The following is a 24,219-nucleotide window of genomic DNA, read 5'->3' on the forward strand; positions in this document are numbered from 1 at the left end:
ACAATACCGGATATGCATAAGTAGATGATCGGAATCGAACGACTTGCGGCGTTGATCGATTACGTCGAAGCGACGGAGCGCGATCGTCTGCGCACGGTGCTGGACATGGTGGACTACCGGGGCTTCCGACGTTTCGGCGAGGACCTCATCAAACTGCCCGGCGTTCTCGTCAACGTGCGCGATGCCGACGACCACTGCTGGCTGACGGTAGAACGACTAGTGCGCTGTCCGCCGCCAGTGCCCGGAGACGCCGAGCTGCGCGTCTGGATCGATCTTCCGGACGACGTGGGCAAGGCTCCGTCGCTGCGGCGCGAGGTGCCCGAAGCGCTGCTCGGGCTGAAGGATGCAGATCCCGCCACGGCCGGGACGGTCTCGCTGGATGCCTTCGAAGGTCGGCTCCGCGTGGAGACGGCGCTCGAAGGCTACCGCCGCGATCGCTGGGCCCGATGGGCCGAGGAGGAGCGCCCCCGTCGGCAGTCGATCGAGCTGTACAACGGGTTGTTCGCGCTGCGACAGGCGCTCGATGGCGCATCCGACCAGCCCGTAGAACTCGTCTGGGGCATCGGGATTGCGCGGTGGACCCGCGCCGGTTCGAAGCTGCATCACCCCCTGATCACGGTGCCGGTCGAGATATCGCTGGGCGAGCAGTCCCACGCCATCGAGGTCCGCCCGCGGAGCGAGGCCCCGGTCGCGATCGAGTCGGGGCCGATGGACGCCTTGGGCGTCGCCTCGGCGGAGGACTGGCGTAGCGCCGCCCAGCGCTACTTCGACGCTCTCGAAGGGGACGGCGTATCGCCGTTCGCCATCGAAACCTTCGCTCCCGTCCTCCGCCGGGCCGTGGCGGTGCTAGATCCCGACGGCGCCTATCTGCCGGATCTCGGCGAACGGCAGCCGCCCGTCGGCGACACGCTGCAGGTCGACGACGGCTGGGTCCTCCTCGAGCGCACGCGGCAGGGCACGCAGCTGATGGACGATCTGCGCAGCCTGCGCGGCCAGGTCTCGGCGCTGGACGACGTCTCGGATCTCCCCGCCGCCGTCCGAGCGCTGATCGAGACCCCGACCGACGCCGCGGTCGTCGAGGACTATCCGGCGCTTCGGGGCGTGTCCACGATACCCGGAGTGACGTCCTCCGACGGATCCGGCGCGGACCTGTTCTTCCCCAAGCCGTTCAACCGCGAACAGGTCGAGGTCATACAGAGGCTGTCGACGCGTTCGGGCGTCGTGGTCCAAGGTCCGCCGGGAACCGGCAAGACGCACACGATCGCCAACATCATCAGCCACTACCTCGCGCTGGGGAAGCGGGTCCTGGTGACGTCGCAGAAGGCTCCGCCGCTCAAGGTGCTGCGGGAGAAGCTGCCGGAGGCCGTGCGGCCGCTGGCCGTGAGTCTCCTCGAAAGCGACAGGGACGGCCTCAAGCAGTTCCAGGAGTCGGTCGACATCATCGCCGACAGGGTGCAGCGGACCCGTCCGGCAGATGCCGCGCGTCAGATCGCGGCCTTGGACGCCCGGATCGAGGCTCTGCACAGGGGGCTTGCGGTCATCGACCGTCAGATCGACGAGATCGGACGCGGAGCCATGGCCCCGGCGATCATCGACGGCGCGCCGATCGAACCTTCTGAGGCGGCCCGCCGCCTCGTACGCGCCGGGGCGGCCGCCGAATGGATCGCGGATCCGATCGACGTCGTCTCCTCGCACGAACCCGAGTTCGACGACGAGGCCGTCGCAGCGCTGCGCGTGGCGCGCCGGACGGTCGGAGCACGAATCGTCGATCTCGATCACCGTGCCCCCGATGCGGCTCTCCCCGACGTCGATGCCCTCGTGCTCCTGCATCGGTCGCTCGTGTCCGCCGACGAGATCGAGCGGACCACGACCGGCGTCGCCGCAGCCGCGCCGAACGTCTCGCCGGACGCCCTTGCTGCGATGCGCGTCGAACTGGAGACGCTTCGTGCGGCACGTCACGACGCTTCGGCGGACGGAAGGGACTGGACCCTCCCCGTGCTGGCCCGGTGGCGTTCCGACCCGGATGATCCCGCGCTGCGCGGGCTGGATGGCCTTCGGGCCGACGTGGGCGAGCTGTGCGACCTGGCGCGTCACTTCCTGGTCCGCCCGGTCACGCTCTGCGAAGGCGCCGCCGACGACCGGGATTTCCGAGAGGCCGTGGACACGCTGGCCTCGGGCGGGGATCTCGGACTGTTCCAGAGCCTGTTCGCCCGCCAGCTGAAGCTGCAGGTCGGAGCCGTCCGGCTCTCCGGCCGCGCGCCCACCGACGCTTCGCAGTGGGCGGAGATCGCAAGGTACCTGTTGGCTCTGGACAGGACCGTTGCGCTCGGGGCCGCTTGGAACAATGCGGCTCCGCACGCCGGACTGGACGTCGTGGTCCTCGACGGTCCTTCGGTCGGCGAATTGATGCGCCGACAGCTTGATCACCTTGGGCGTCTCCGGGAAGTCGTACAGCGCGAGCGCTCGGCGACGGCGCGGGTGCATGCCGTGCTGCCTGGATCGGGGCGTCACGACGTCGGTACGGACGAGGGCATCGATGCCGTGGTGGAACTGCTGGATCGGCATCTGAGGCTCGCACGTCTCTCCACGGCGCGGTCCGATCGCATCCGTCTGGCGCAGTCCCTTTCCGACGCCGAAGGGGCGTTGGGCGACGAACTGCGCGAGATTCTCGGGACGATGGTGGGGCACGGCGGCACCGACGCGACGCTGCTCGCGCGGCGTTGGGCCGCGGCGCTGGGCGAGGCCGACGAACTGCGGGCCCTCGCACCGGCGTTCTCCCGCATCCGGCAAGTCTGCGGCCTGATCGAGGAGAGCGGTGCGCCGCAGTGGGCCGAGCTTCTGCGGCGGCGGCCGGTCGAAGGCACCGAGGATCCGCTCACGCCGGGCGATTGGCGGGAACGCTGGACCCTGCGTCGTCTCGCCACATGGCTCGGTCGGATCGACCGGCACGACAGGCTCCGTTCGCTGGGCGCGGACAGGACGGATCACGAGGATCGGTTGCGGCGAGCCTACGAGGAGGCCATCGAACAGCGCACCTGGTGCCGCCTCGCGGAGAAGGCGAGCGATCAGGTCCGGGCGGCGCTCGCCGCATATGCTCAGGCCATGCGCCGTCTCGGTCGCGGAACGGGTGTCCGCGCCGGCCGCTATCGGGCGGACGCGAGGGCCGCGGCGGACAGGGCGAAGAACGCGCTGCCGTGCTGGATCATGCCGCACTACCGCGTTTCGGAATCCCTGCCGGCCGAACTCGGGCTGTTCGACCTCGTCATCATAGACGAGGCTTCGCAGTCGACGATGGCGGCGCTTCCGGCGTTGCTGCGCGCCAAGCAGGTGCTGATCGTCGGCGACGACCGGCAGGTCAGTCCGGATGCCGGCTTCCGCGAGGAGGCGCGCATGAACCTTCTGGCCGATCGGCATCTCGGCGGTCAGATCCCGGACTACCGGTCTGCGCTCCGGGAGGAGAAGTCCCTCTACGATCTGGGGACCGTGGTCTTCGCGGGCGGAGCGATCATGCTGAAGGAGCACTTCCGCTGCGTGGCCCCGATCATCGAGTACTCGAAGGCCCAGTTCTACAGCCATCAGCTCGAACCACTGCGGCTTCCTTCCGCCTCGGAACGGCTCGATCCGCCCCTCGTCGACATCATGGTCGAGGACGGCTACCGGAAGGGGAAGGTGAACCCGCCCGAGGTCGACTGCATCGTCGACGCCATCAGCAGGATAGCCGACGATCCGGCGATGAGGGGGAGGTCGATCGGCGTGACGACCCTCCTGGGTCAGGAACAGGCGGTCGCGATCCAGACGGCCATCGAGCAGGTGCTCGGGACCGAGGTCATGCTGCGTCACCACATACGCGTCGGCGAGCCGGTGGCCTTCCAGGGCGACGAACGCGACATAATGTTCATCTCGCTGGTCGCGGACCGCGGCAGCACCGGACTTTCCGGCCTGGGCTACGAGCAGCGCTTCAACGTCGCCGCGTCCCGCGCACGCGACCGCATGGTCCTGGTCCGATCCGTCGAACTCGAGGATCTCCGTCCTTCGGACAGGTTGCGCAGAAGCCTGATCGAGCACTTCCATGCTCCCTTCGCCGGCGACGGGGCGCTGAACGCCGACAGACGGACCAGATGCGAGTCGCCGTTCGAGACTGACATGTACGACCTGCTCGTCGAGCGTGGGTTCCGCGTGGACACGCAGGTTCCGGTCGGTTCCAAGCGCATCGATCTGGTAGTCGAAGGCAGCGACGATCGACGCCTGGCGATCGAGTGCGACGGCGATCGCTATCACGGTCCCGAGCAGTGGCCGGACGACATGGCGCGTCAGCGGATGCTCGAGCGCGCCGGCTGGGTGGTGTGGCGATGCTTCGCGTCTCGTTTCCTGCGGGATCGCCGCGGTGTGATGGACGAACTGGTCGAAGTGCTGGCGGCGCGCGGAATACATCCGGAGACCGGGGATGCCCTGCCGCCCAGCAGACATACGGAACATCGGCGTTGGCGAAGCATGCCTCTCGACGCCGAGCACGTCCCCTACGCGTGGCTCGTCTTGGAGGATTTCGACTGACGCGGCACGCGCGTCGTGCCGCGTCTTTTCGGATGATGCGGTCTTCCCGACGTCATCCGGCGATCCGGCGTTTCTGGTAAGGGTAGGGCCGACGGATCAGGAGACTGCTTATGAACGATCATGCGCTGGCGATCGCCGGCAAGAACTTCGAAGCGCTGAAGGTCTGGCTCAACGGCAACGAGGATGCGCCTGCATGTTCTGCATCGAGGAACTGCCTCGGGGCGTTGGCCGAACTGGTGTTCGCGCTTCATGCACGCGGCACGCTCGTAGGACACTGTTCCGCGCACGACGTGGTCGTCCATGGTGAAACCTTCGAAGTCCGCACGCTATCGGACGGCACCATGCCGGACTACGGTGGCAAGATCGCGGACCGTTTCGTCGACGTGAAGATCATTCGATCGGGGTCCGGTCTCACTGCGACCGAAGTATGGTCGAGGCCGGGATGCGCTATCACGAACGACGGGAAGAACCCCTGGAAGCGGGACCTCACCTTCCAGGCCGTCTTAATCGTCTGACGGCCGGCATGCGCTTGTGCGGGGCCGACCCTGATGCGGCGCGTCGACGGAGCGCGCGAAACTAGAGGCACGCCTTCATTTCCCGTAGTTGCCGTTTCGCCGACCCGACGTGGTGCTCGAGCATCGCAATCGATCGTGTTGCAGACCAATTGTTAACTTCCACGGTTGAAACGGCGTCCAACTCTCATGACGTCGGATCAGTTTATCACGTGCGGATCGCCACCATACACCGTTCGGATTCCAGAAAAGGATTTCGAAACCGATGCCGACGACATGTCCGGTGCTATCATCGCCGCTCCGGAAATGTACGATCCCTCAAGCGCGACACCTGAGATCATCGACGACAACGTGACCGTAGTCATGGATCAGACGCAGGTGATCGCGAAGATAACGCGATACAGGCTCACCGGCATAAGCCATGCGTAGCACGGGGCTGAGCGGTGAGATCGGGTCAGCCGAAGGCCGAGACGACCTTAACGCGATGATGCTCGAACAGGATGCGCCATTCCGCCTGGATCGGAAGGACGTCATCCGACAAGCCATGATGACGCCGAGCTTGGTTCCGCCACCCAAGCAGGGCCTCACGGACGGGCATCGGAGGCCATGCGCCGACCTCGACGACGGGTCTTCCCGCCATCTGCGTGCCGCACAGAACGTCGTCCAAGACCGACGTGATCTCGTCGGCGCTGCAGATTCCATCCTCCAGAATCCTCACCTCGTTGTCCAGCCATCGGGGTCTGCCGGCCACCGGAGTCGAGAGGCGTGTCAGTTCGACCGCCGACAGAAGGAAGGGGACGGCCACGTTGAGGCCATGCACTTGCAATCCCGGCCTCGTCGTCGCCCGATCGTGTCTCCGCGATCGGGCTCTGCGCATCTCGTTACGCAGCCATTCTCTGACTGCCGCATCGGATCCGAGCTGCGCGCGGAGCGCCTGCTCGCAGGCGACGTCGATGTGCAGGCGATCGAGGTCGGCGAATGCCTCTGCGTCCAAAGGGCGTTCGAAGCCGAGAACCGCTGCTCGGGCCTTCCGACGGATGTGCATGTCGATCGTGGCGCGGGACTGTCGGAGTATTGACGCGGCGATCTCGTCTCGATCGGAACGGACGTCCACGATGAACTGGATCGCCTTCATCCTTGGTTCGAACGCGCTCCCCATCCTGCAAAACGCGCCTCGATCAGCGCGCCTCCAATCCCGAGACTTCTTGCTGCAGCCGCTTTGCGCGGCTGTCCGCGGAAGCCGTTGCTTCGGACTTGGACTCCCACCTCGCCCAGGCTCCGTTCCAGAACGGTTTCGATCACGTCGCGGGCGGCGGCCTCGTACATCTTGGGTTTCCTCTCGCTGATGCTTCCTGCCCGACCTCCTTCGCAACTCCCCACGATGCTCCGCTTGGCCGACGGCAGCCCCAAGCCGTCGTCCCAGTTCGCGGTGCGGTAAGATCCTCGATTGTTCCATGACGCCCACAGACGATTGAAACGGGGCCTATCCATCGTCCTCTTCCGCCCGTGAACAAGCTCGTGCCGCACCGCCCGGATTTCGTCCAGATGACGGGCGGACCTCAAGTCGTCGACGTCATTAGCTGGAAAAGCATCCGGATCTGGGGCAACTGCGACGCGGTGACCGATCGTGCTTCCGCCCTGCTATTGAACGACCGGCAGAAGCAGTGTCTGCGGCTCGTGTACGAGAATCTCGAAGCCAAGGAGATCGCGCAGCGGCTCTCCCTTTCGCCTCACACGGTGAACGAGCATCTTCGCGACGCCCGACGCATCCTCGGGGTTTCCCGCTCCCTGCAGGCGGCCAGGCTTCTCGCCGACGTCGAAGGACACGAACGGCTTGTACCCAAGCCGTTCGGGGTCGATCCGGCGCCCGATCCGGTGGAGCAGGGCGACGAACCGGAGGCCGCAGGGCCCGAGGTTCCCGTCACGAGAAACCGGTATCGGCTGACGGCGATCCAACGTCTTGGAATCGTCCTGGGGCTGGCATTGGGGATCGTGGTCCTCGGCGGCGCGCTCGTGGCGACGGCCGATCTGGTCGGTCGGCTCATGAGCAAGTACCGCGTGGACATCTCGGACGGTCCCTACAAACGCTGACCGCGCCTTCGACTGCGCGGTGGAGGAACCCGATGCTGAATAACCGTAGATCTGCCGTCGAAGCCGTGACCCCCCTGTTCCGTTCCGCCGAAGCATCCAACGACATCGCCGCGGCGGATGCCGCCAGCTGCTATGCCGCCCTGCTGCGCGCCCGTGTCGACAACCGCCTTTCGGTCACGACCGGCGCCGAGATGATCGGGAAGATGTTCGAGGCCATCCGTGCTCAGCAGCTCGCACGCGACCTTATGCGCGAGGCTCATCTGACGACGCCGGACGTGATCCGTGCAATGGGGCTCGAGCGGATGTACGGCGACAGCTCTCCGTGCCCGCCGACGGACAATCCGTTCACCTCAGCCGAGATCGTGCCTCTGCCGGCCCTCGCTGCGGCCTGATCGGGTGGTGCACGGTACGCGGGGCTCGTAGAGGCCCACGATGCTCCGCGTGTACCTCTTCGCAACGCTTCTTCTGCTGACGTCGGGATACGCCTTGTGGAAGGGCGGTGCGCCGGAACGGGTCGTGGCGACCGGACTGCTGTCGGCTTACGTGGCGACGGTGCTGAGCTGGTCGCCGCTGCCGTCGAGGTTCTACGGCTTGGAACTCAACGTTTTCGTCGTCGATGTGGCCCTGTTCGCGATGCTGATCGCCGTTGCGCTCCGAGCCGATCGCGGCTGGCCTATGCTGATCGCTGCACTGCAGTTCGACGCCGTCGGCGCGCACTTCGTCAAGCTCGTCGCACCGGAGACGATCCGCGTCGCCTACGCCCTTCTGATCACGGTCTGGAGCTGGCCGACCCAGATGCTTCTGGCGGTCGGTACCTGGCGTCACGTGCGCCGGGTGAACCGCGACGGGAGCGATCGCTCATGGAGCGTTCCGGAATAAGAAGGCATTCTCACGATGCATGGTACCGTTTCTTCGCATACCCTTGCCTCCATCGGCGCCCCTGCCGACTTAACACCGTCGCAAACAGACGTACTGGTCCGCCTCATCGAAGCGAGACGCGAAAGAAACAGGAGGTTTTCGAAACGTTCCAAGGTGTTCTCGGACCCGGCATGGGACATCCTCATCGATCTGTTGGACGGCAGATTGAGGGACGTTCCCATTTCCATCAAGTCGGCGTGCATCGCTTCCGGTGTACCGTACACGACGGCGCTCCGGTACATCGGTCTGCTCGAAGACATGGACATGATTCTCCGGGTCCCGGACCGGAAGGACGGTCGGCGGGTCTACGTGGAACTCACTCCGGGCGGCTGGCGCGAGGTCCAGCAGTATGTCGTCTGGTTGGAGGAACTCCAGCAGAGGACCGACGCGCCAGCGTTCGACGCATCTGCTATTAGGTGACGGACGACTTGCATGCTCGGCCGACCAGATCCGGCGGTGCCCGGAAGGCGTTCTGAGATCGCACTGATCCATGCTGCCGTCATCGGCGCATGCAGCTGAGAACCGCAGGACATCGGAGATCCAGTCGATCCGCGTGATGGGCGGCTCCACAATGCGGATCGGCCGTGGTGATTGCTCGAGGCTGGGTGTGATGCGGACGCTGGTGTCGTATCGCGCTCGATGCCCGAGATGCGGGTTCGCACCCCCGATGAAAGAAGTTCGGATCGGGAGATGACGCCATAACGGATCCTTTTTTTGCTCGAAGACCTGGCTCGTCATGTATGCCGAGAACCGTATCCACCCCGATGTCGTCGACGAGTACTCGTTCGAAGCCCTGCCTTCCGCTCGGCTCGACCAGGGCCTAATGATTGGCCTTGTACGGAATTTCCGCCGCGGACCCGTGGCGACGGGCTGGATCGGGACGATGGCTGATGGCTGGAGCGGGACTGCATGACGAGTGATTATCCAGACATCGTTGTGTTCCTTCCCGGCATAGGAGGCTCATCCCTCATACGTAATGGTCGTCCGCTATGGGGCGGTTCGTGGCGTGCGATGGCCAACGCCGTTCTCGGGGACGGCCTGCGCGATCTGGCACTCGCTGATGGTGGCGCGGATGACGGCGTGATCGTCGGTGGCCTGATCGACGACGTTCAGATCATCCCCGGACTCTGGAAGATACAGGCCTATGGGGCGTTCTGTAGAACGCTCGTAGCGTCCGTGGGACTGGTGGAGGGTGCCAACTTCTTTCGCTTTCCGTACGATTGGCGTCGCGACGTTCGCACGACCGCGCATACGCTGGAACGTTCGGCGTCGGATTGGCTGACGAACTGGAAACGCACATCGGGCAACGAACACGCGCGCATCGTATTCGTCGCCCACTCGATGGGCGGTCTCGTCGCGCGCCATTACATAGAATGTCTCGAAGGCTGGAAGCTTACACGTCGGCTCGTATCGCTGGGAACGCCATATCGCGGTTCGCTCAACGCCCTCGGATGCCTGGTCAACGGGTATTCGAAGGGCATTGGACCTGTGCATGTAAATGCGACGGAACCGCTTAGGACGTTCACGTCGGTCTATCAGCTTTTACCCACCTACCCGTGCATCGAGGTCGAGGGCGAACTGCTACGTGTCCAGGACGTGGACCTTCCGAACATCGATCACCGCTGCGTCGACGCCGCGGCGTTCCACAACGAAACGACTGCGGCTGCGACGGCCAATCTCGGTGTCACCGGCTATTCGCCCGACTACCTCTCGTGCCTGGTCTCGTCTCGTCAGCCGACATACCAGTCTGCGCGCCCAACGGCTCGCGGCGTGGAGCTGATCGAGACCATCTGCGGTGAGAATGCGGGTGGCGACGGCACCGTACCCGCGCCGTCCGCCGTCCCCGTCGGAACGGATCGAGGAACCGGCACATACGCATGGGGTCTGCATTCCTCACTGGCCAATCAGGAAGCGGTGCAGGAGCACGTCGTGGAGGCGATACGCACCGGACGCATTGACGAGGATCGTTATCGGACCGGACCCTCTTCGGGTCGACAGATCAAGCTGAGGCTCGATGACGTCTATACCGCCGACGAACGTTTCGATCTCCACGCGGAGATCGATGAGCTGTCGGAACAGACGCTGACCGTCACCACCGAGCCGCTGGGCGGCGGAGAAGTCGGGCGAACGGTACTCCACCGTGACGGACAGAGCTACGTCGGACCGCTGGTTCTCCGAGAAGGCGCTTGGCGCATAACCGTGACGGGCCTGCATTCGGCCCCGGTTCAGGACGTCGTTCTCGCACTTCCGTCAAATGGCGAGTCCAGGGCCATCGATCGATGAGTGATTGGCTGGGCCACGGTGGCTACGATTGGACCACGCTCGAAGAGCTCGAGCGGAAACTGGGGGACCGGCTCGAACTGCTGTTTCCGGAGAGCGCGTTTGGACTGACCCTGTCGTTTCGAGGCGATGCCATCGTGCTGTCCGGAAGCGTCGCAAGCGAAGCGGAGAAATCCGAGGCTCTTCGGCAACTGGCCTCCTTCACGAAGGTCCCAGGCATTGTCGATGAGGTCGAGGTCGCAGCAACCTTCCATCCCGCTTCCGACGACGATTGGTTCTTCAGCCGCCAACCCGACCTTGGGGCTGACGCATCGTTCACTAACGGCCGTCACGATGACCACGTGTCACCACGGGTGTCCGACGGTTCATCGGGCGATCGGTATCGAAACGACGAGCCGCTGGATCCGACGGCGACCGCGATCACCAGGTATCCCGAGGTCGCTACCAAGGACGAGCTGATCGCGGGTGCCAGGATAACGATCACCGCCGATCTGCTCGTCGACCCCAGCACGGCCCATTCGACCGCTGTCGAGATAGCGACCCTGCCCCCCGGCTGGTTGAAGCTTGACGTCGACGTCGCGCTGATCGCCCCTTCGTTGCTGAAGGTCGAACCGGCCAAGGCGAAGATCTCCATCTATGAGGACGGGAGCAGTACGCCGGCGGTCTTCGCTGCGACCCTTCGTGAAGATCTGATCGATGGCGGAGCGATCGAGGTGTTCTCTGTCTTCTCCCGTGAAGCGCGCATCCTCGAGACTTGGCAGACAAGTCTAGGAGATGCGGTGCCGCGCGCGGTGGAACTGGATCCTCCGCCTAGGCTGGGCATCTCGATCGCGCCCGACGCACCGAGCCCCACCTTCTCGGTGATAATAAAGGGAACCGGTGACGGAAACCAGAACTGGTTCTGGCTGGGCGCGACCGAAGACGCCGCCGATCCCCACTCGATGACGGGCGATACGCAGGTAGGAGACGCGAAGGCCTTCGCCGCAGGACTGTTGGCGAACTGTCCAACGATGGGCCCTAGGGTCTTCAGACGCCGAATGGAAAAGATCGGCGAAGATCTCTGGCAGCACGCACCGGTCGAGTTCCGAAGCGCCTATCTGGCCATGCGCAATCGCTGGGGTGCATATTTCCCGATACAGTTGTTCGTCGACGAGCACAGCATTCCCTGGGAGATGATGCTGCCCGAAACCGCTCCTGGCGAAGATCCATCGGATCATATGCTGTTCACCCATCCGATAGCCCGATGGCCCATGCAGGCTCGCGGGGGGCGCCACGTGACGCTGCCTTCGGGATCGATACGAAGCTTCGTACCGGAATACGAAGGAAACGCGACGCTGCCGGCAGCACGCAAGGAAGGCGCATGGCTGTCGTCCCATCATGGCGCCCGGCAGTCTCCCCCCACCGTATCGGCGTTCCTAGATCTTCTCTCAGGCCAGGATTCGGAGACCATCGAACTGATCCACTTCGCCGGACACGGCCGGAACAGGTCCGACGATCCGGACGACGGAATTCAGATGCAGGACGGTTGGGTCTCGATCGGGGACCTGAGCGCGCGGGCGACCGGATTGGGGCCGCGGGATCATCCCGTGGTCGTCTTGAACGCATGCGAGGCCGCAGCCACCAGCGAAGATCTCGGCTGGGTCGAGGGTTGGGGCCCTCTCTTGGCGAACCGTGGGTTTGGAGCGGTCGTTGCGCCGCTCTGGCGGGTTCAGGACGAAGCGGCTCACGATGTCGTCGTCGAAGCGATAGACCTGTTGCTGACCGGACGGTTGACGATCGGTGCGGCGTTCACGCGCGGTCGTGCCAAGGTGTCCAATAGTTCCGTAGCTTCGTTCGCATTCACGACTTACGGGGATGTCATGGCACGGGTCCGCCCTAGCTAGCGGCCCGTCACCTTCGCGGTCACTCTGCCCGAACCGACCAACGCCAAAACTTCGGCGTAGAGGTCCGCCGTGACGTCCGGAGTCGACAACGAGACGACGAGGCTAAAGTTCACGATGCGGTCTTCGGGGCGCGACGCTTGCCTTTCGCTCCACCATCCATGGTTGGGAGCGACCATGATCAGGTTGCGATCCCTCAGTTGATAGGCGGGGCCAGACCAGACGTCGTTGTGGAGCGTTCCTCGATTACGGTATCGAAATCCTAGGTCCCAACCCGCTTCGCTGGCATCGTTTCCCTGCGCTTCGAGATCATCGTTGAACCGCGCTTCCGCCTGATCGTCGGTCTCGCCGAACCTGCTGAGATCAAACTTTAGACGATGCGATGGATAGAGCTCGATGTGGTCGCGCGCAGCGTTGTTGGGATCGGGCTCGACGAAGTAGCTTAGCGTGCACCGCAACTCGACCGGCGTGGCTGCGAGAAGGTCCAATGCCTGCCGAGGCCAAGGGAGACGGAAGGTCTTCATCTCGTTCAGCCGGATTCCGCTCGAGCCCTTTCTCCGATACGGTCTTATCGTATCCTCGACGACGAGGGTGAGTGCGTTCTGCGCGCTGTAGAACAGCCTGTCTTCATCCGGCACGCCCCATCCGAAGGACTTCAACAGTTGTTCGTTGGCGCGTAACAACGTCATGCCAGCCGACATGAACCCATTCCGTTGGGCGATCATGGCCGGTGTCCATCGCGCGGCATTCACCATCAGCGCGCGTACGGTCTCCGCACGCATTTCGGGATATTCTGCCAGCGTCAGCGCGGCAAGACGCGACGCGGCCGCGGTCGCTGCGCTGGTCTCACCGGTCACCGTGATGGGCCGGTTCACCACGTCCCTGGATGTGGTCACGACCATGTCGGGTACGTGCGGGATCGACGTACGCCCCCCGGCGGCGATGAAGTGGTTTCCCCCTTCCATCACGATGTCCGGTTTCCGAGGATGCGAGACCTGCCATGCCTGCGCGGTCCGCGAGGTAGGAGAAAGCCCCCCTGACGCAGCAAGCAGGTTGGTGGTAGAGCACTTGCTCGTGACGGCACCGACCGAAAGGGCATTCAGGGCCTGAGCGGGCGACTGGATCCCATGATCCTCGTTGTTCATAGCGTAATGCATCACGCGATACGGGTTCGAAGCGCTCGTCGTTACGTTGCCGACGGCGGCAACGAATAGGCGGGTCGTGTCGCCGCCGTTGAACGCCAGGCTGTCCAGCGTCGCGGATGTGCTGGTCGGACGGCCGTCCTCTGCTTCGCCGACAGCGGTCGCCGCAAGACAGTACACGCGTCGTCGCGGCTGAACCTCGACGATCTCGATCGCTTTTCGCAGAGCATCGCGCGCAGGAAGCTTCGCAGGATTTCCCGGAGCTGACACCGTCACGCTCTCCAGCCCGATGCCCGGCTGCACCGGACCGCTGCCTGCAAGCGCGACCGCGAGGTCGCCGAACAGCGCGACGCCTGCCATCTTCGTTCCGTGACCGTTGGAATCGAAACGGTCCCAGCCCGACCGGGCGACGTGACAGCGGTTTTGAGGGAGGGATGCGCTCAGCAACGGATTCGCTCGGTTGACCCCTGTGTCGAGAACGGTGACGACGGGGGAGTCGGACTTTGCCGCAACGATCCGTCCGGCCAGTTCCATGACCTGGGCGCGGCGAAGGTCAGGAGGCAGATCCATGTCGTGCGCGACGAAGCTCGAAGCGCCGCGGAGTTCGACGACCGCAGCGCTTTCTTCGATCAGACGCATGAGTTGACGCCGCGTGCCGATCACGTTGCGCACGTTCGTGTCGACGAAACGCGTGACCGTACCTTGGACCTCCAAGCCGGCATCGGCGATGGCGGCTTCGAAGGGCCTCTCCATCGAGTTCCGGGTCCAGACCTCCCATTCGGCATCGGCGCTTGCGCGAGGAAGGTTCTCCTGGAGATCGTTCCAGTAGTCCTCGATCGAGGATGGTGAGAATTCCTCCGCCCCCGCGAACAGCCAGAAGTTCGCGGGTCGGTTACCCGGGTCGGTTTCACGCCACGCGGCGTACCCTTCCAGCTGACCGATGAGCCTGTCGAGACCTGCTTCCGTCACGAACATGCGCGCCTCGACGCGCGGACCCGCCCCATCCGTCCAACGACGACGGACGCCGAGGATCGATTTGTCCTTGCTGTCGACGTTCCCCTTGCCGGGGGCGAGTTGGGTGTCGACCCGGCTCACGAGCGTGATTGGTCGACCGAGATTGGCATCCGGAACGCCGAACCGCCGTTGGCTGTCTGCATAGGCCTGCAGGTCCGCCCGAAGTGCGGACAGGTTGCCTTTCAGTCGCCGCGCATGTGCCTTCCGGTCGTGGGGCGGCGGCGGCTGGGGGCTTCTGCCGGTGTCCGGCGATTTGAAGCTCTTGGATGCCACGCCGATGTTGCGAAGAAGAATGTGTTCGTGAGATGCCATGCCCGCCCCTATTGCGCCCGATGGTTGATGACCGGGTCACACGAAGTCAATCGGCGTGGCGATTACGCCTCTACTTTGGATGTATCTCCCGACGATCCACGATCGCCTGAAGGAGAAGTTCCGTGTCTATGACGCCCTCGTGATCGAGTACCGCGGTTCGGGCGGCATCTCTGGCTGCCGCCACGATGTCGGCCTGGCTCAGCCCCGTCCCGGCATCGCCGACTCTGCGCCAATCGACGTCGCCGAGGCCGAAGTCGCCGATGCGTGCAACGATAACCCGGCCGATCTGAGCCGGATCCGGCAGGTCGTAGGCGAATGCGGCGTCGAACCGACGGAATATCGCATCGTCGAGCAGGGCCGGGTAGTTGGTTGCCGCTATGAGAACGCTGGAGGACTCGTCCTCCTCGAGAAACTGAAGAAGTGAGTTCAAAACACGACGCGCTTCGCCGATGTCGTTGTCGCTCGAGCGGCTCGTCGCGAGCGCGTCGACCTCATCGAAGAAGTAGACGCCGCGCGTGGAGCTCGCGGCATCGAAGACCATTCGCAGCTTGGCCGCGGTCTCGCCCATGTACTTGGTTATGACGCCGTCGAGCATCACGGTGAAAAGTGGCAGTTTCAACTCGCCGGCGAGCGCCGCGGCGGTCATCGTCTTGCCTGTTCCGGGCGGCCCGGAAAGCAAAAGCTTTCGCCGTGGTTCGAGGCCCCTTTCGGCCAACGCCTCTATTGCACCATGCTCCCGAACGATACCGCGGATACGGCTCTCGGCACTATCGGACAGCACGAGATCGGAGATCCGCGTCTCAGGATAGGTCGCTCGGACGAGTCCCGCCAGTTCACCTCTGGGAGAGGCTATGGGCGTCGGCCGGGTGGCTGGACGACGCGAGGCGGCTTCCGACCGCAGATTGCCTACCAGGGTGCGTATCTCGCCCGCCATGCGGCCACGCCCCGCTCGTTCGGCGTCCAACGCGATGTGCTCCACGATGGAAAGGAACATGCTTTCGTCGCCGGCTGCGTGACTGCGGATCATTCCCATCAGTTGCTTGCTGCTTGCCATTCCGTTTCCCCTTACCGCGTCGAGGCGAGATGAGCGAGCGCGGATCGCAACGCAGCTTCCGATCTTATCATCATCCTACGATCACGCTCGACTAAACGCAACGCTTTTTGCACCATCTGTTCGGCAACTGACTGCGGGGCGCCAGCGATGACATTCCGCAGCGCCGTCGCGAGATCCGCACTGAACGCGCCCAGTGAGATCGACCGGGATAGAGTCGACGGGGACACGCCGCATGTCACCGCCAGTTTACGAACCGACGTATCATTTTCACAAAGGTAACGCCGTATTGCCAGGACCAGCGCAGCGTCGGGCGATCTAGGGGGGCGTCCCATCATCCGTCGCTGATGCTTTAGGTGATGCCTAAAGTAAAGTATCGATCGGTTGATGGCGTGGCGCTTCCTGCCTGTGGTCATGGATCGCTACGAAGCCTGACGACGCACGACGATGGGCAGACGCCGTTGGCGCGGATTGACGGCGGTAGAAGCCGGCGACGAGGCAGCAACCGCGCGACACTCGTCATCGCCAGTCGAGACACGTCGAGCCGATCTTGAAAGCTTTAGGCCGTCGATGGAAAACGACGACGACCAACGTAAGCGGCATTGATTGTATCAGCACGTACCGCGTAGACCAGTGTCGTCCGTCAGCAGGCGGACCGAGGCGTGATAACCTCGCTATTGGCAGCCGAATGCCCGGCCCGAACCAGTTTCGGCCGGGAGGCGGACGCGTATGTCCAAGGTCCTCGGGCCTAAAGGCGTTCGCGCTCGTCCAATAGCGAGTTATCAACTTCCGGCTCATGGGCCGGCACCGCCTCGTTTCAAAGGGGCGGTGCCGCCGGCTGGAAAGGCCGCGGCGCCCGGGAACGGGAGTGCGCATGAGATGCGGTTGATGAGTTGCGGCGGAGAGCCGTCCTTCTACCCGAAATCGAAATCCATGGCCTGCAGGAAGCGTGCGGCCGTCTTACCGGCGGTTCTTGTCGCGCTCGCTGCACTGGCTTCGGGCTGCAGCGACCGGAAGGGAGCTAGCGCCGCGACCTTCAGGACCGTCCTAGAGCCCGTGGTCCACGATGCCTTCTGTCAGACGATAGACCTGCCGATCATGACGGCTGACGGACCGACCGACGACGCCGTCTTCCCGCTGATCGTGTCCGCCAAGCCTCCGATGTTCGGGTCGGCGACCTACGCCTCGATGGTCGCCATGCTCGACGACGCGTCCCGCGCCGGGTTCATGACGAAGACCGCGGCGGAGATGCCGGTCAAGGAGCGACGGGCATCCGGTCCGGCTTCGCGGCAGACGGTGCTCACATACGCCCCTACGGAAAAGGCCGCTCCCTATTTCCGGTCCGTCGATCGAAAGACCGGGGTCGGGATGCTGCCGTTTCCCGCGGTCTGCGCCGCGAAGGGCGAACTCGTCGACATCGTGCGCTGGAGCGAGCCGGCCGACCTCGGCGGACGCCGCGTCTCCCAGGTGACGTATCGGTTCAAGGGCGTGGAGCCCCTTTCGATCGTGCCGGACAAGGACAAGGCGCGGATGGCGGAGCCGAAGGAGGCGACGCTGCCGCTCGTGCTGGAGAGCGACGGCTGGCGAGTGATGCCGCGCTGACGACGGACAGCCAACGCCCGATCGACCTGTCCGATCGGGTCTCACGCCCAGCGGCCGAGACCGCCGCCGAAAAGGAACCAAGCATGACGAAACGACCGCTCAAGATCCTCATGACCTTTCTGACGCTGACGTGCGTGACCGCCGGCGATGCCCGGCCCTCCCGCAAGGCGCAGACCCGACGCGAGGCCGCTCCCGCCGCCCCGGCGCGCCGCGGTCCGCTCGCGATGGACGTCGCGGGCGTCCGCCTGGACATGTCGCTGGCGGACGCGCAGGCGGCGCTGGCCGGAACCTACAGGTGCCGCCCGGAGAAGGGCTATCAGACGTTCCAGCAGCTGGTGGACGTCGAGGTGGCGAAGCGCCGAGGAGCGGGGCTCGGCTTCCCGCCGCAGGGCACGGGCGTCGGGGATCTGTTCTGCGACGGTCCTTCGGGCGAGGGCCTGCGCGTCTCGATGGCCCAGACCGCCGCAGGACCGGTCGTGGATCAGTTCAACCTCACGATCCCCACCAACCGCGTCGATCCCGCGGGCCTGGTCCGACAGCTGGAGACCAAATACGGCACGCCGACGGACGGCACGGCTGCGAACGGCGCCTGGTGCGCAGGACCCTGCAGCCCGCTCGAGACCAGACCGGCGATCAGGACGACGTTGTCTGCACGCTCTCTGCAGATTCTCGGCAATCGCGGACGACTGGCCCGCGACGCGGACGCCGCCGCGGTGAAGGCGGCGGCGGATCGCCTGGCGCCTCCGGCGAAGCGCGGGGCGTTCTGATGGGATCGCGCTCGAGACAAGCGGCACGGCTCCGTGGTGGCGCGATCGGGAGGTCTGACGGATCACGGTTCATCGTCGCGGGTGGCGTCATGGCGGCAGCGGCCATGCTGCTGCCCGGCGTGGCGATCGGATCGGTCGGCACGAAGGGCGGTGGGGCGTCCGAACGCCTGATGCCCTTGACCGCAGCGCAGATCGAGGCGGCCGGGGCTTCGGGGACCGGGTGTTCGTGGTCATTGGGAAGGAATGGTCCGATCCGCTTCGCCGCCGCGGACGACCATGCGGTGATACGGCTCTCTTCAAGGCTCGTGCGGCTTCGTCCCGCAGCACACGCGCACGACATGTTTCCGTTCACCCATGATCGCTGGTCCGGCGACGGAGTCAGCGTCTCGGTCGTGGCGGTCGCGTCTGGGACCAAGGAGGGCAGCGAGGCGATCGGGAGCCCGGCCGATCTGAAAGTGACCATTCGTGGTCGTGCCACGAGCCGGCGCGGACGGATGATCTGCGGATCATAGCCTCAGCAGATGATTACGCCGGGTGCAGCGTGTATGCGGTCCAGTGGCCGCCTGCGCTCGGCGAGACCTCGGGTCCGCCGCGTCCTTCCATTCCGGTTCGTCCGACTGTCTCAGATGAACCGCGTCCACGCCGTCACGGTGCAGGTGATGGACGCGCTCGATGTGGTCATCGCGCGCTCAATGTCGGCTGACGTGCTAACTGTGCCATCCAACTTCAGGATGACGTTCTCAAAAGCGTTTCCGACCAGTCCATCCGCGACGACCGCGGCGGCGACGTTGCCTACGAGAAGCTCGACGATGCCTCCGACGCTCCCGAACGCTCTGTCATGGCCGACGCCGTGACTGGGAGTGCGGCCGTGGCCTTGCCGACCACCACCTTAGCCTCCTGCCTGACCAGCCGAAGCCGGTCGAACGACCGACGACATAAGATCGCAAAGCCTTCGATGCAGCGCCTCTAGCTGGTGCAGGGCGACCTTGCGGTCGGCATCGACCTGGCCGCCGTTGTCGCGGGCCAGAGCCTGGGTCGGGCTCTTAAGTCAAGAGCGGCCTCTTCAGGTGCATCACATGCTTCCAAGGGTGTTGATCGTGAACGCCAACACGCCGATGTTGAATACGAACGCAGCCATGCACTGCCCAAGCGCGGTCTTGCGGATGCGTCGCGAGGTGATTTCGATGTCCGACGTCTGGAAGGTCATTCCGAGCGTGAAGGCGAGATACGCGAAGTCCCAGTAGTTCGGCTCATCGCATTTCGGGAAGTTGAGCCCACCCGCGTCTCCTCCTGCCTCGCCGCCGAATTTCTTGGCACCGATGTAGTATTGGTGTGCATACTGCAGCGTGTAGATCATGTTGGAGAACAGCCACGCCAGCACAAGGGTCGCCACCGCGAGAATGACGGCGATCGCATCTTTCCTACCATGCACCTCCATTCCCACCGTGACCAGGATCACCAGCATGATCAGCGCGCCGAGCACCAGCAGCACGGTCCGATTGGCATCGTTCTCTTCGGCCGTGCGGCGTATCCGCTCTGGCGTCCCGTCGCGGAACAGCGCCAGGACCGCGATCAGGAAGATGAGTGCGGCGCTATCGAAAGCCGCCATCGTACCACGCGCGACCCCGAGGACCGGGATCAGCGCCGCCAGTCCGACCGCGAACGCGACCCCGAACAGGATGAAACGCCACGGAGCGACATGTCGGCCGAGGCTCCAGGATTTGGATTTGTCAGTCATGCTTGATTTTTAGCATCCAAAACCAGCGGGCGTCGCCTGGATAAGCGCACGCGATGGCCGAGTGGCGATGATGGTGGTCGAGGACGTGGCCTGGTTTGGGAAGGGCAGATGCATCGAACGCCCGGCCAGGAATGCGTAGGCCGGACGTTCGACGATGGCACCGCGACGAAATGGTGGCCGACATACAGGCGAGAATGGTCTTGGAACCATCTGGATATCCTTGGAAGCCTTGGTTTCGCAATCGCCTGCACTGAGCGGCATGGCGATCGTCATGCGGACGCATGGTCGGCGTCAAGCGCGATTATAGACTTATCCCCTCACGACGGCGCGGATCATCGCACAATACGCTCAGGCACAATCAGCCGTTGTTCTAATCATCACGAGGTTTTGTTGCCCTATGAATTGAGCAGTGAGCCTCCACTCCTTTAATCCAAAACTTCAGACGACCTACACCACGCCCCTTCCAACTGCAGGCGTTACTTGTCCAAACTGCTGGCCAAGCCCGGTGAACAGTATATGTCGCCGCGGATGGCGAACATGACGCACGAAATCGAGATGCCCGAGGAATGAGTGCGCCGGCATTCATGCCAGGAGCGGCACCCGGGCGGATGTCCATCGGCGCGTCGTGCGCGCGGATCGGGAACGCCGTGTCCCTTGTCGACCACCGCCTTCCCCGTTCTCCTGCGAAGACGGACGAGAGGGAACCGGGCGTGTCCCGATGATCGCCGAGTTCGGCCTCGCCGCGCTGTGGCTCGCCGCTGCGCTCGCCGTGATGCAGCTTGCGTTCGCAGCGATCGGCGTGCGGCGCGTGATGGCGGCACCACAAGCGGATAGCGGGCTGACGGCCGACATTCTCGGCGCGGTGCGGCCGATCGCGATCGTGCAGGGCTTGCTCGCCGTGCTGGCGATGGCGGCGCTGATCGCCGTCTTCCTGCGCAGCGACATGTCCGTGCTGCTCGTCGCCGAGAACAGCCACTCGGAAAAGCCGCTGCTCTACAAGTTCGCCGGCGCATGGGGGAACCATGAGGGCTCCATGCTGCTGTGGGTCGCGATACTCGGGCTGGCCGGCGGCGCGGTCGCCGTGTTCGAGCGCACGCTGCCGCGCGTGACGCTGGTCGCGACTCTTGGCGCGCAGGCAGCGATCGCCTTGGGGTTCTACGCATTCCTGCTGTTCGCCTCCAACCCGTTCGCGCGGCTCGATCCGGTCCCTGCCGACGGGCAGGGCCTGAACCCGCTGCTGCAGGATCCTGGCTTGGCGTTCCATCCGCCGACGCTGTACATCGGTTACGTCGGCATTTCGGTCGCCTTCTCCTTCGCGGTCGGAGCGCTGGTCGCAGGCGACGTCGGACCGGCGTTCGCGCGGGCCATGAGACCGTGGGTCCTCGGCGCGTGGATCTTCCTGACGCTCGGCATCACCGCCGGCAGCTACTGGGCCTACTACGAGCTGGGTTGGGGTGGCTGGTGGTTCTGGGACCCGGTTGAGAACGCCTCGCTGATGCCATGGCTGGCGGCGACCGCGCTGCTCCATTCGGTGAGCGTGCTCGCGACGCGTGACGGTCTGCGCGCGTGGACGGTGATGCTGGCGGTGGTCGCCTTCTCGATGTCGATGATAGGGACGTTCCTGGTGCGGTCGGGCATCCTCACCAGCGTTCACGCCTTCGCGGTCGATCCCTCCCGCGGCACGTTCATACTCGCCCTGCTGGTGCTCTACATCGGTGGCGCGCTGGCGCTGTTCGCGACGCGGATCGGCACGGTGCGCGTCGGCACCACGTTCGATCCCGTCAGCCGCGAGGGTGCGCTCGTCGCCAACAACCTGCTGCTCTCGGTGATTCTGGGCGTGGTCCTGATCGGCACGCTGTACCCGATCGTGGCGGCCGGTTTCGGCGTGCAGCTATCGGTCGGGCCGCCGTTCTTCGACAAGGCGGTCGGGCCGGTGGCACTTGCATTGGTGGCGGTGATGGCGGCCGGCCCCCTCCTGCGCTGGCGTCGGGACGGAGCGCGCGCACTGATGAGGCGCTTGGCCGTGCCTGGCGCCGCCGCGGTGGCGACGCTGGGCGCCGTTCTCGCGTTCGGCGGCCGTGTCGGCCCGTTGCCGCTGCTCGGCATGGCGCTGGCGGCGGGACTGGCGCTCGCGAGCGTCGCGCCGCTGTGGGGGCGCCATCTGACGCGTACCCCGCTGTTCACCTGGGGCATGGTCGTCGCGCACCTCGGGATCGCGGTGAGCCTTGCCGGCATGGCCTCCGAAAGCGCGTTCAGCAGCCAGACCTTGGCAGCGGCGCGGATGGGCGAGCCGCAACGGGTCGGGCCCTTTACCGTGACGCTCGACGGCATCACACCCAGGATCGGACCGAACTGGTCGGCGCTGGAGGCGCATCTTTCCGCTCGCCGGGGCGGCGGCGTCCCGTTCGTCCTGCGGCCGCAGTCGCGCTTCTTCGCCAATCCGGTGACGACCACCAGCGAGTCGGCGATCGCGACGATGTTCGACGGCCAGCTCTACACGGTGCTTGGACAGATGGACGGACGGGGGCGCGTGCAGCTGCGCCTGTGGTGGAAGCCGTTCGTGACGTTGATCTGGTTGGGCGGCGTGCTCGTCGCGCTTGGCGGCACGCTGTCCCTGATCGGTCGCGTGCTGCGCGAGTGGCGCGTGCGCCGGCGTACCGACCAGGAGGCCCGGGCATGAGGCAGTGGGCACCGCTCGCGGCGTTCGCGCTCGTCATCGCGATCGTCGCGGTCGCGCTGTACCACCCTGCTGACCGAACGGTCTATTCGGCGATGGTCGGCAAGCCCCTGCCCGCGCTCTCCGCACCGCCATTGCTCCCCGGCAAACCGGGCGTGAGCAGCGCGGACTTCGCCGACGGCAAGCCTCGGCTGCTCAACGTCTTCGCCAGCTGGTGCGTCCCGTGCGCGGCCGAGGCACCTCAGCTGATGGCGCTGAAGCAGGCGGGCGTGTCGATCGAGGGCATAGCCATCCGCGACACCCCGGCGGCGATGCGAGAATTCCTCGCACGCGCAGGCGACCCCTATTCCGCGATCGGCGACGACAGGACGAGCGCGGTGCAGCTGGCTCTCGGTTCGTCCGGCGCCCCCGAAAGCTTCCTAGTCGACGGCCATGGCACGATCCTGCTCCAGCACGTCGGAGCGATCCGAGGGGACGAGGTGGCGGCCATCGTCGCGGCAGTCGAGGCGGCGAGATGAGACGGCTTGCGATGCTCATGCTGCTGGTTGCCGGCCCCGCCGTTGCCGAAAGCGCGCTACCACCCGCGCCGATGGCCAACACGCAGCTGCGCGATGCGCGTCAGGAGGCGCAGGCGCGGGAGTTGATGGAGAGCTTGCGCTGCCTGGTCTGTCAGGGCCAGTCGATCGCGGACAGCGATGCGGAGATGGCCGGGGACATGCGCGCGCTCGTCCGCCTCCGCATCCAGGCCGGCGAAACGCCGAACCAGATTCGAGCGTGGCTGGTGCGGCGATACGGCGACTACGTCACCTACGACCCTCCGTTCAGTCCGTTGACCGCGCCGTTGTGGCTCGCGCCGGGACTACTCGTCGCGCTCGGCCTGTGGGTGGCGCGGGCGAGCTTCAAGAGGTGATGCGGCTGATGGTGTGGATCGGGTTGGGTTTGATCGGGGTCTCGGTCGTGGGCGCGTTGCTGCTGCTCGGAGTGGCGCGGGCGTTGTGGAGCTTCATCGGCGCGGGACTGATGCTCGGCGCGACCGGCTATGCGGTACAGGGCCGCCCGGGCATGCCTGGCCATCCGGTAAGGGCGTTCACCCGCCCTATCGCGCTCGATCAGGACGTGATCGAACTGCGCAGCGACATGTTCGGCCGGTCCGCGGACGATACCGCCTACATGACGCTTGCCGACGCGGCGACGCGGGCGGGCGACCCGCAGACCGCGGTGCGTGCGATGCTGCGCGGCGTCGACGACGCGCCCCACAGCGCCGCCCTGTGGACCTGGCTCGGCATGGCCTATGAAAGGCATGATGGCGGGGTGGTGTCACCGGCCGCACGCTTCGCGTTCCGACAGGCCATCCGGCTTGAACCTGCACACCCGGGACCTCCGTTCTTCTTCGGCGTGGCGTTGATCCAGAGCGGTGACTTCGCCGCTGCGCGGCCGTATTGGGCACGCGCGCTTGCGTTGTCGCCCAAGGGCGTGTCGTATCGCCCAGCGATCGCCGAGCGGCTGGCGGTCCTCGACGAATACCTAGCGATGACGAAGACCTCGGCGGCCAGCCCTCCCTAGCGCCGTGACGACGGATCCCGTGATGGGAGCGATCGTCCGATCCCGCTGCGGGCGCGCCTCGATGCCGACCCGAGCAGGGCGGGCGAGGATCGCGGCGGGATCAGACCACGTGTTCGGTCGA

General features: G+C 65.2%; 22 protein-coding genes. 16 read left to right on the forward strand and 6 right to left on the reverse strand.

All coding sequences use genetic code 11. The features are described 5' to 3' along the window. Positions 1-24: 24 nt before the first annotated feature. From J4O76_RS03445 to J4O76_RS03455, 3 genes are all read left to right on the forward strand, one after another. Positions 25-4,551: an AAA domain-containing protein gene (locus tag J4O76_RS03445; protein WP_426280252.1), complete on the forward strand. Its 4,527-nt coding sequence runs from the start codon at positions 25-27 to the stop codon at positions 4,549-4,551. 110 nt (positions 4,552-4,661) lie between these two features. Further along, positions 4,662-5,066 (forward strand): hypothetical protein, encoded by a 405-nt coding sequence (locus J4O76_RS03450; protein WP_426280254.1) that lies wholly within the window; start codon positions 4,662-4,664, stop codon positions 5,064-5,066. Positions 5,067-5,339: 273 nt separating this feature from the next. After that, positions 5,340-5,492, forward strand: a complete 153-nt coding sequence (locus tag J4O76_RS03455; protein WP_426280256.1) for a hypothetical protein — start codon at positions 5,340-5,342, stop codon at positions 5,490-5,492. A gap of 25 nt (positions 5,493-5,517) precedes the next feature. On the opposite strand, the gene J4O76_RS03460 is transcribed toward J4O76_RS03455, so the two are convergent. Both J4O76_RS03460 and J4O76_RS03465 read right to left on the reverse strand, forming a co-directional pair. After that, entirely contained in the window at positions 5,518-6,198 is a 681-nt protein-coding gene (locus J4O76_RS03460; protein WP_426280258.1) for a hypothetical protein, read from the reverse strand. Next, positions 6,195-6,389, reverse strand: coding sequence for a hypothetical protein (locus J4O76_RS03465; protein ID WP_426280260.1), 195 nt, complete (start codon positions 6,387-6,389; stop codon positions 6,195-6,197). Before J4O76_RS03465 ends, J4O76_RS03460 begins: the two co-directional genes overlap by 4 nt. A 180-nt stretch (positions 6,390-6,569) precedes the next feature. Here J4O76_RS03465 and J4O76_RS03470 point away from each other — a divergent pair, with 180 nt between their 5' ends. From J4O76_RS03470 to J4O76_RS03495, 6 genes are all read left to right on the forward strand, one after another. Next, on the forward strand, positions 6,570-7,154 hold the full coding sequence (locus tag J4O76_RS03470; RefSeq protein ID WP_426280262.1) for a helix-turn-helix domain-containing protein: 585 nt from the start codon (positions 6,570-6,572) through the stop codon (positions 7,152-7,154). Positions 7,155-7,186: 32 nt separating this feature from the next. Further along, on the forward strand, positions 7,187-7,546 hold the full coding sequence (locus J4O76_RS03475) for a hypothetical protein (protein ID WP_426280263.1): 360 nt from the start codon (positions 7,187-7,189) through the stop codon (positions 7,544-7,546). 124 nt (positions 7,547-7,670) lie between these two features. Then, a complete protein-coding gene (locus J4O76_RS03480) occupies positions 7,671-8,033 on the forward strand; it encodes a hypothetical protein (RefSeq protein WP_426280265.1) in 363 nt (120 codons plus the stop codon). A 15-nt stretch (positions 8,034-8,048) separates the two neighbouring features. Next, positions 8,049-8,492 (forward strand): winged helix DNA-binding protein, encoded by a 444-nt coding sequence (locus J4O76_RS03485; protein ID WP_426280267.1) that lies wholly within the window; start codon positions 8,049-8,051, stop codon positions 8,490-8,492. A gap of 591 nt (positions 8,493-9,083) precedes the next feature. Further along, positions 9,084-10,355, forward strand: coding sequence for a lipase/acyltransferase domain-containing protein (locus J4O76_RS03490; protein ID WP_426280269.1), 1,272 nt, complete (start codon positions 9,084-9,086; stop codon positions 10,353-10,355). After that, the gene (locus tag J4O76_RS03495) at positions 10,259-12,235 is read left to right on the forward strand and encodes a CHAT domain-containing protein (protein WP_426280271.1); all 1,977 of its coding nucleotides are present in this window, start codon (positions 10,259-10,261) and stop codon (positions 12,233-12,235) included. The genes J4O76_RS03490 and J4O76_RS03495 overlap by 97 nt, the downstream gene beginning before the upstream one ends. Here J4O76_RS03495 and J4O76_RS03500 read toward each other — a convergent pair. Next, positions 12,232-14,700: a S8 family peptidase gene (locus J4O76_RS03500; RefSeq protein ID WP_426280273.1), complete on the reverse strand. Its 2,469-nt coding sequence runs from the start codon at positions 14,698-14,700 to the stop codon at positions 12,232-12,234. The genes J4O76_RS03495 and J4O76_RS03500 overlap by 4 nt on opposite strands. A 70-nt stretch (positions 14,701-14,770) precedes the next feature. Continuing rightward, positions 14,771-15,754: an AAA family ATPase gene (locus J4O76_RS03505; protein WP_426280275.1), complete on the reverse strand. Its 984-nt coding sequence runs from the start codon at positions 15,752-15,754 to the stop codon at positions 14,771-14,773. A 1,095-nt stretch (positions 15,755-16,849) separates the two neighbouring features. Between J4O76_RS03505 and J4O76_RS03510 the strand changes: the two genes are divergently transcribed. From J4O76_RS03510 to J4O76_RS03520, 3 genes are all read left to right on the forward strand, one after another. Then, positions 16,850-17,353: a hypothetical protein gene (locus J4O76_RS03510; RefSeq protein ID WP_426280277.1), complete on the forward strand. Its 504-nt coding sequence runs from the start codon at positions 16,850-16,852 to the stop codon at positions 17,351-17,353. A gap of 83 nt (positions 17,354-17,436) precedes the next feature. Beyond that, positions 17,437-18,120 carry a hypothetical protein gene (locus J4O76_RS03515; protein WP_426280279.1) on the forward strand — a complete coding sequence of 228 codons (684 nt, stop codon included), beginning with the start codon at positions 17,437-17,439 and terminating at the stop codon, positions 18,118-18,120. Then, positions 18,120-18,632, forward strand: coding sequence for a hypothetical protein (locus tag J4O76_RS03520; RefSeq protein WP_426280281.1), 513 nt, complete (start codon positions 18,120-18,122; stop codon positions 18,630-18,632). The genes J4O76_RS03515 and J4O76_RS03520 overlap by 1 nt, the downstream gene beginning before the upstream one ends. 560 nt (positions 18,633-19,192) lie before the next feature. Here the strand turns inward: J4O76_RS03520 and J4O76_RS03525 are convergent. Continuing rightward, complete coding sequence (locus J4O76_RS03525) at positions 19,193-19,858, reverse strand: DUF1345 domain-containing protein (protein WP_426280283.1); 666 nt, start codon at positions 19,856-19,858, stop codon at positions 19,193-19,195. Between the two features lie 9 nt (positions 19,859-19,867). After that, positions 19,868-20,131: a hypothetical protein gene (locus J4O76_RS03530; RefSeq protein WP_426280285.1), complete on the reverse strand. Its 264-nt coding sequence runs from the start codon at positions 20,129-20,131 to the stop codon at positions 19,868-19,870. A 445-nt stretch (positions 20,132-20,576) separates the two neighbouring features. Here J4O76_RS03530 and J4O76_RS03535 point away from each other — a divergent pair, with 445 nt between their 5' ends. The 4 genes from J4O76_RS03535 to J4O76_RS03550 are packed head-to-tail and all read left to right on the forward strand — an operon-like array spanning position 20,577 to position 24,098. Further along, positions 20,577-22,538: a heme lyase CcmF/NrfE family subunit gene (locus tag J4O76_RS03535; protein ID WP_426280286.1), complete on the forward strand. Its 1,962-nt coding sequence runs from the start codon at positions 20,577-20,579 to the stop codon at positions 22,536-22,538. Beyond that, a complete protein-coding gene (locus tag J4O76_RS03540) occupies positions 22,535-23,053 on the forward strand; it encodes a DsbE family thiol:disulfide interchange protein (RefSeq protein ID WP_426280287.1) in 519 nt (172 codons plus the stop codon). Before J4O76_RS03535 ends, J4O76_RS03540 begins: the two co-directional genes overlap by 4 nt. After that, positions 23,050-23,445 carry a cytochrome c-type biogenesis protein gene (locus tag J4O76_RS03545; RefSeq protein ID WP_426280288.1) on the forward strand — a complete coding sequence of 132 codons (396 nt, stop codon included), beginning with the start codon at positions 23,050-23,052 and terminating at the stop codon, positions 23,443-23,445. Before J4O76_RS03540 ends, J4O76_RS03545 begins: the two co-directional genes overlap by 4 nt. Continuing rightward, on the forward strand, positions 23,445-24,098 hold the full coding sequence (locus tag J4O76_RS03550) for a tetratricopeptide repeat protein (protein ID WP_426280401.1): 654 nt from the start codon (positions 23,445-23,447) through the stop codon (positions 24,096-24,098). Before J4O76_RS03545 ends, J4O76_RS03550 begins: the two co-directional genes overlap by 1 nt. The last annotated feature ends 121 nt before the right edge of the window (positions 24,099-24,219 follow it).

It is taken from the genome of Sphingomonas sp. NFX23 (assembly GCF_049887795.1).
Lineage (GTDB): Bacteria > Pseudomonadota > Alphaproteobacteria > Sphingomonadales > Sphingomonadaceae > Sphingomonas.

What these genes read in the sequence shown, in the direction of transcription:
- J4O76_RS03520 (WP_426280281.1), top strand. Translation starts at nt 18,120, where the DNA reads ATGGGATCGCGCTCGAGACAAGCGGCACGGCTCCGTGGTGGCGCGATC.
- J4O76_RS03550 (WP_426280401.1), top strand. Translation starts at nt 23,445, where the DNA reads ATGCGGCTGATGGTGTGGATCGGGTTGGGTTTGATCGGGGTCTCGGTC.
- J4O76_RS03475 (WP_426280263.1), top strand. Translation starts at nt 7,187, where the DNA reads ATGCTGAATAACCGTAGATCTGCCGTCGAAGCCGTGACCCCCCTGTTC.
- J4O76_RS03540 (WP_426280287.1), top strand. Translation starts at nt 22,535, where the DNA reads ATGAGGCAGTGGGCACCGCTCGCGGCGTTCGCGCTCGTCATCGCGATC.
- J4O76_RS03455 (WP_426280256.1), top strand. Translation starts at nt 5,340, where the DNA reads ATGTCCGGTGCTATCATCGCCGCTCCGGAAATGTACGATCCCTCAAGC.
- J4O76_RS03530 (WP_426280285.1), bottom strand. Translation starts at nt 20,131, where the DNA reads ATGACGATCGCCATGCCGCTCAGTGCAGGCGATTGCGAAACCAAGGCT.
- J4O76_RS03500 (WP_426280273.1), bottom strand. Translation starts at nt 14,700, where the DNA reads ATGGCATCTCACGAACACATTCTTCTTCGCAACATCGGCGTGGCATCC.
- J4O76_RS03490 (WP_426280269.1), top strand. Translation starts at nt 9,084, where the DNA reads ATGGCCAACGCCGTTCTCGGGGACGGCCTGCGCGATCTGGCACTCGCT.
- J4O76_RS03460 (WP_426280258.1), bottom strand. Translation starts at nt 6,198, where the DNA reads ATGAAGGCGATCCAGTTCATCGTGGACGTCCGTTCCGATCGAGACGAG.
- J4O76_RS03445 (WP_426280252.1), top strand. Translation starts at nt 25, where the DNA reads ATGATCGGAATCGAACGACTTGCGGCGTTGATCGATTACGTCGAAGCG.
- J4O76_RS03545 (WP_426280288.1), top strand. Translation starts at nt 23,050, where the DNA reads ATGAGACGGCTTGCGATGCTCATGCTGCTGGTTGCCGGCCCCGCCGTT.
- J4O76_RS03515 (WP_426280279.1), top strand. Translation starts at nt 17,437, where the DNA reads ATGACGAAACGACCGCTCAAGATCCTCATGACCTTTCTGACGCTGACG.
- J4O76_RS03450 (WP_426280254.1), top strand. Translation starts at nt 4,662, where the DNA reads ATGAACGATCATGCGCTGGCGATCGCCGGCAAGAACTTCGAAGCGCTG.
- J4O76_RS03485 (WP_426280267.1), top strand. Translation starts at nt 8,049, where the DNA reads ATGCATGGTACCGTTTCTTCGCATACCCTTGCCTCCATCGGCGCCCCT.
- J4O76_RS03510 (WP_426280277.1), top strand. Translation starts at nt 16,850, where the DNA reads ATGACGGCTGACGGACCGACCGACGACGCCGTCTTCCCGCTGATCGTG.
- J4O76_RS03525 (WP_426280283.1), bottom strand. Translation starts at nt 19,858, where the DNA reads ATGACTGACAAATCCAAATCCTGGAGCCTCGGCCGACATGTCGCTCCG.
- J4O76_RS03535 (WP_426280286.1), top strand. Translation starts at nt 20,577, where the DNA reads ATGATCGCCGAGTTCGGCCTCGCCGCGCTGTGGCTCGCCGCTGCGCTC.
- J4O76_RS03505 (WP_426280275.1), bottom strand. Translation starts at nt 15,754, where the DNA reads ATGGCAAGCAGCAAGCAACTGATGGGAATGATCCGCAGTCACGCAGCC.
- J4O76_RS03465 (WP_426280260.1), bottom strand. Translation starts at nt 6,389, where the DNA reads ATGTACGAGGCCGCCGCCCGCGACGTGATCGAAACCGTTCTGGAACGG.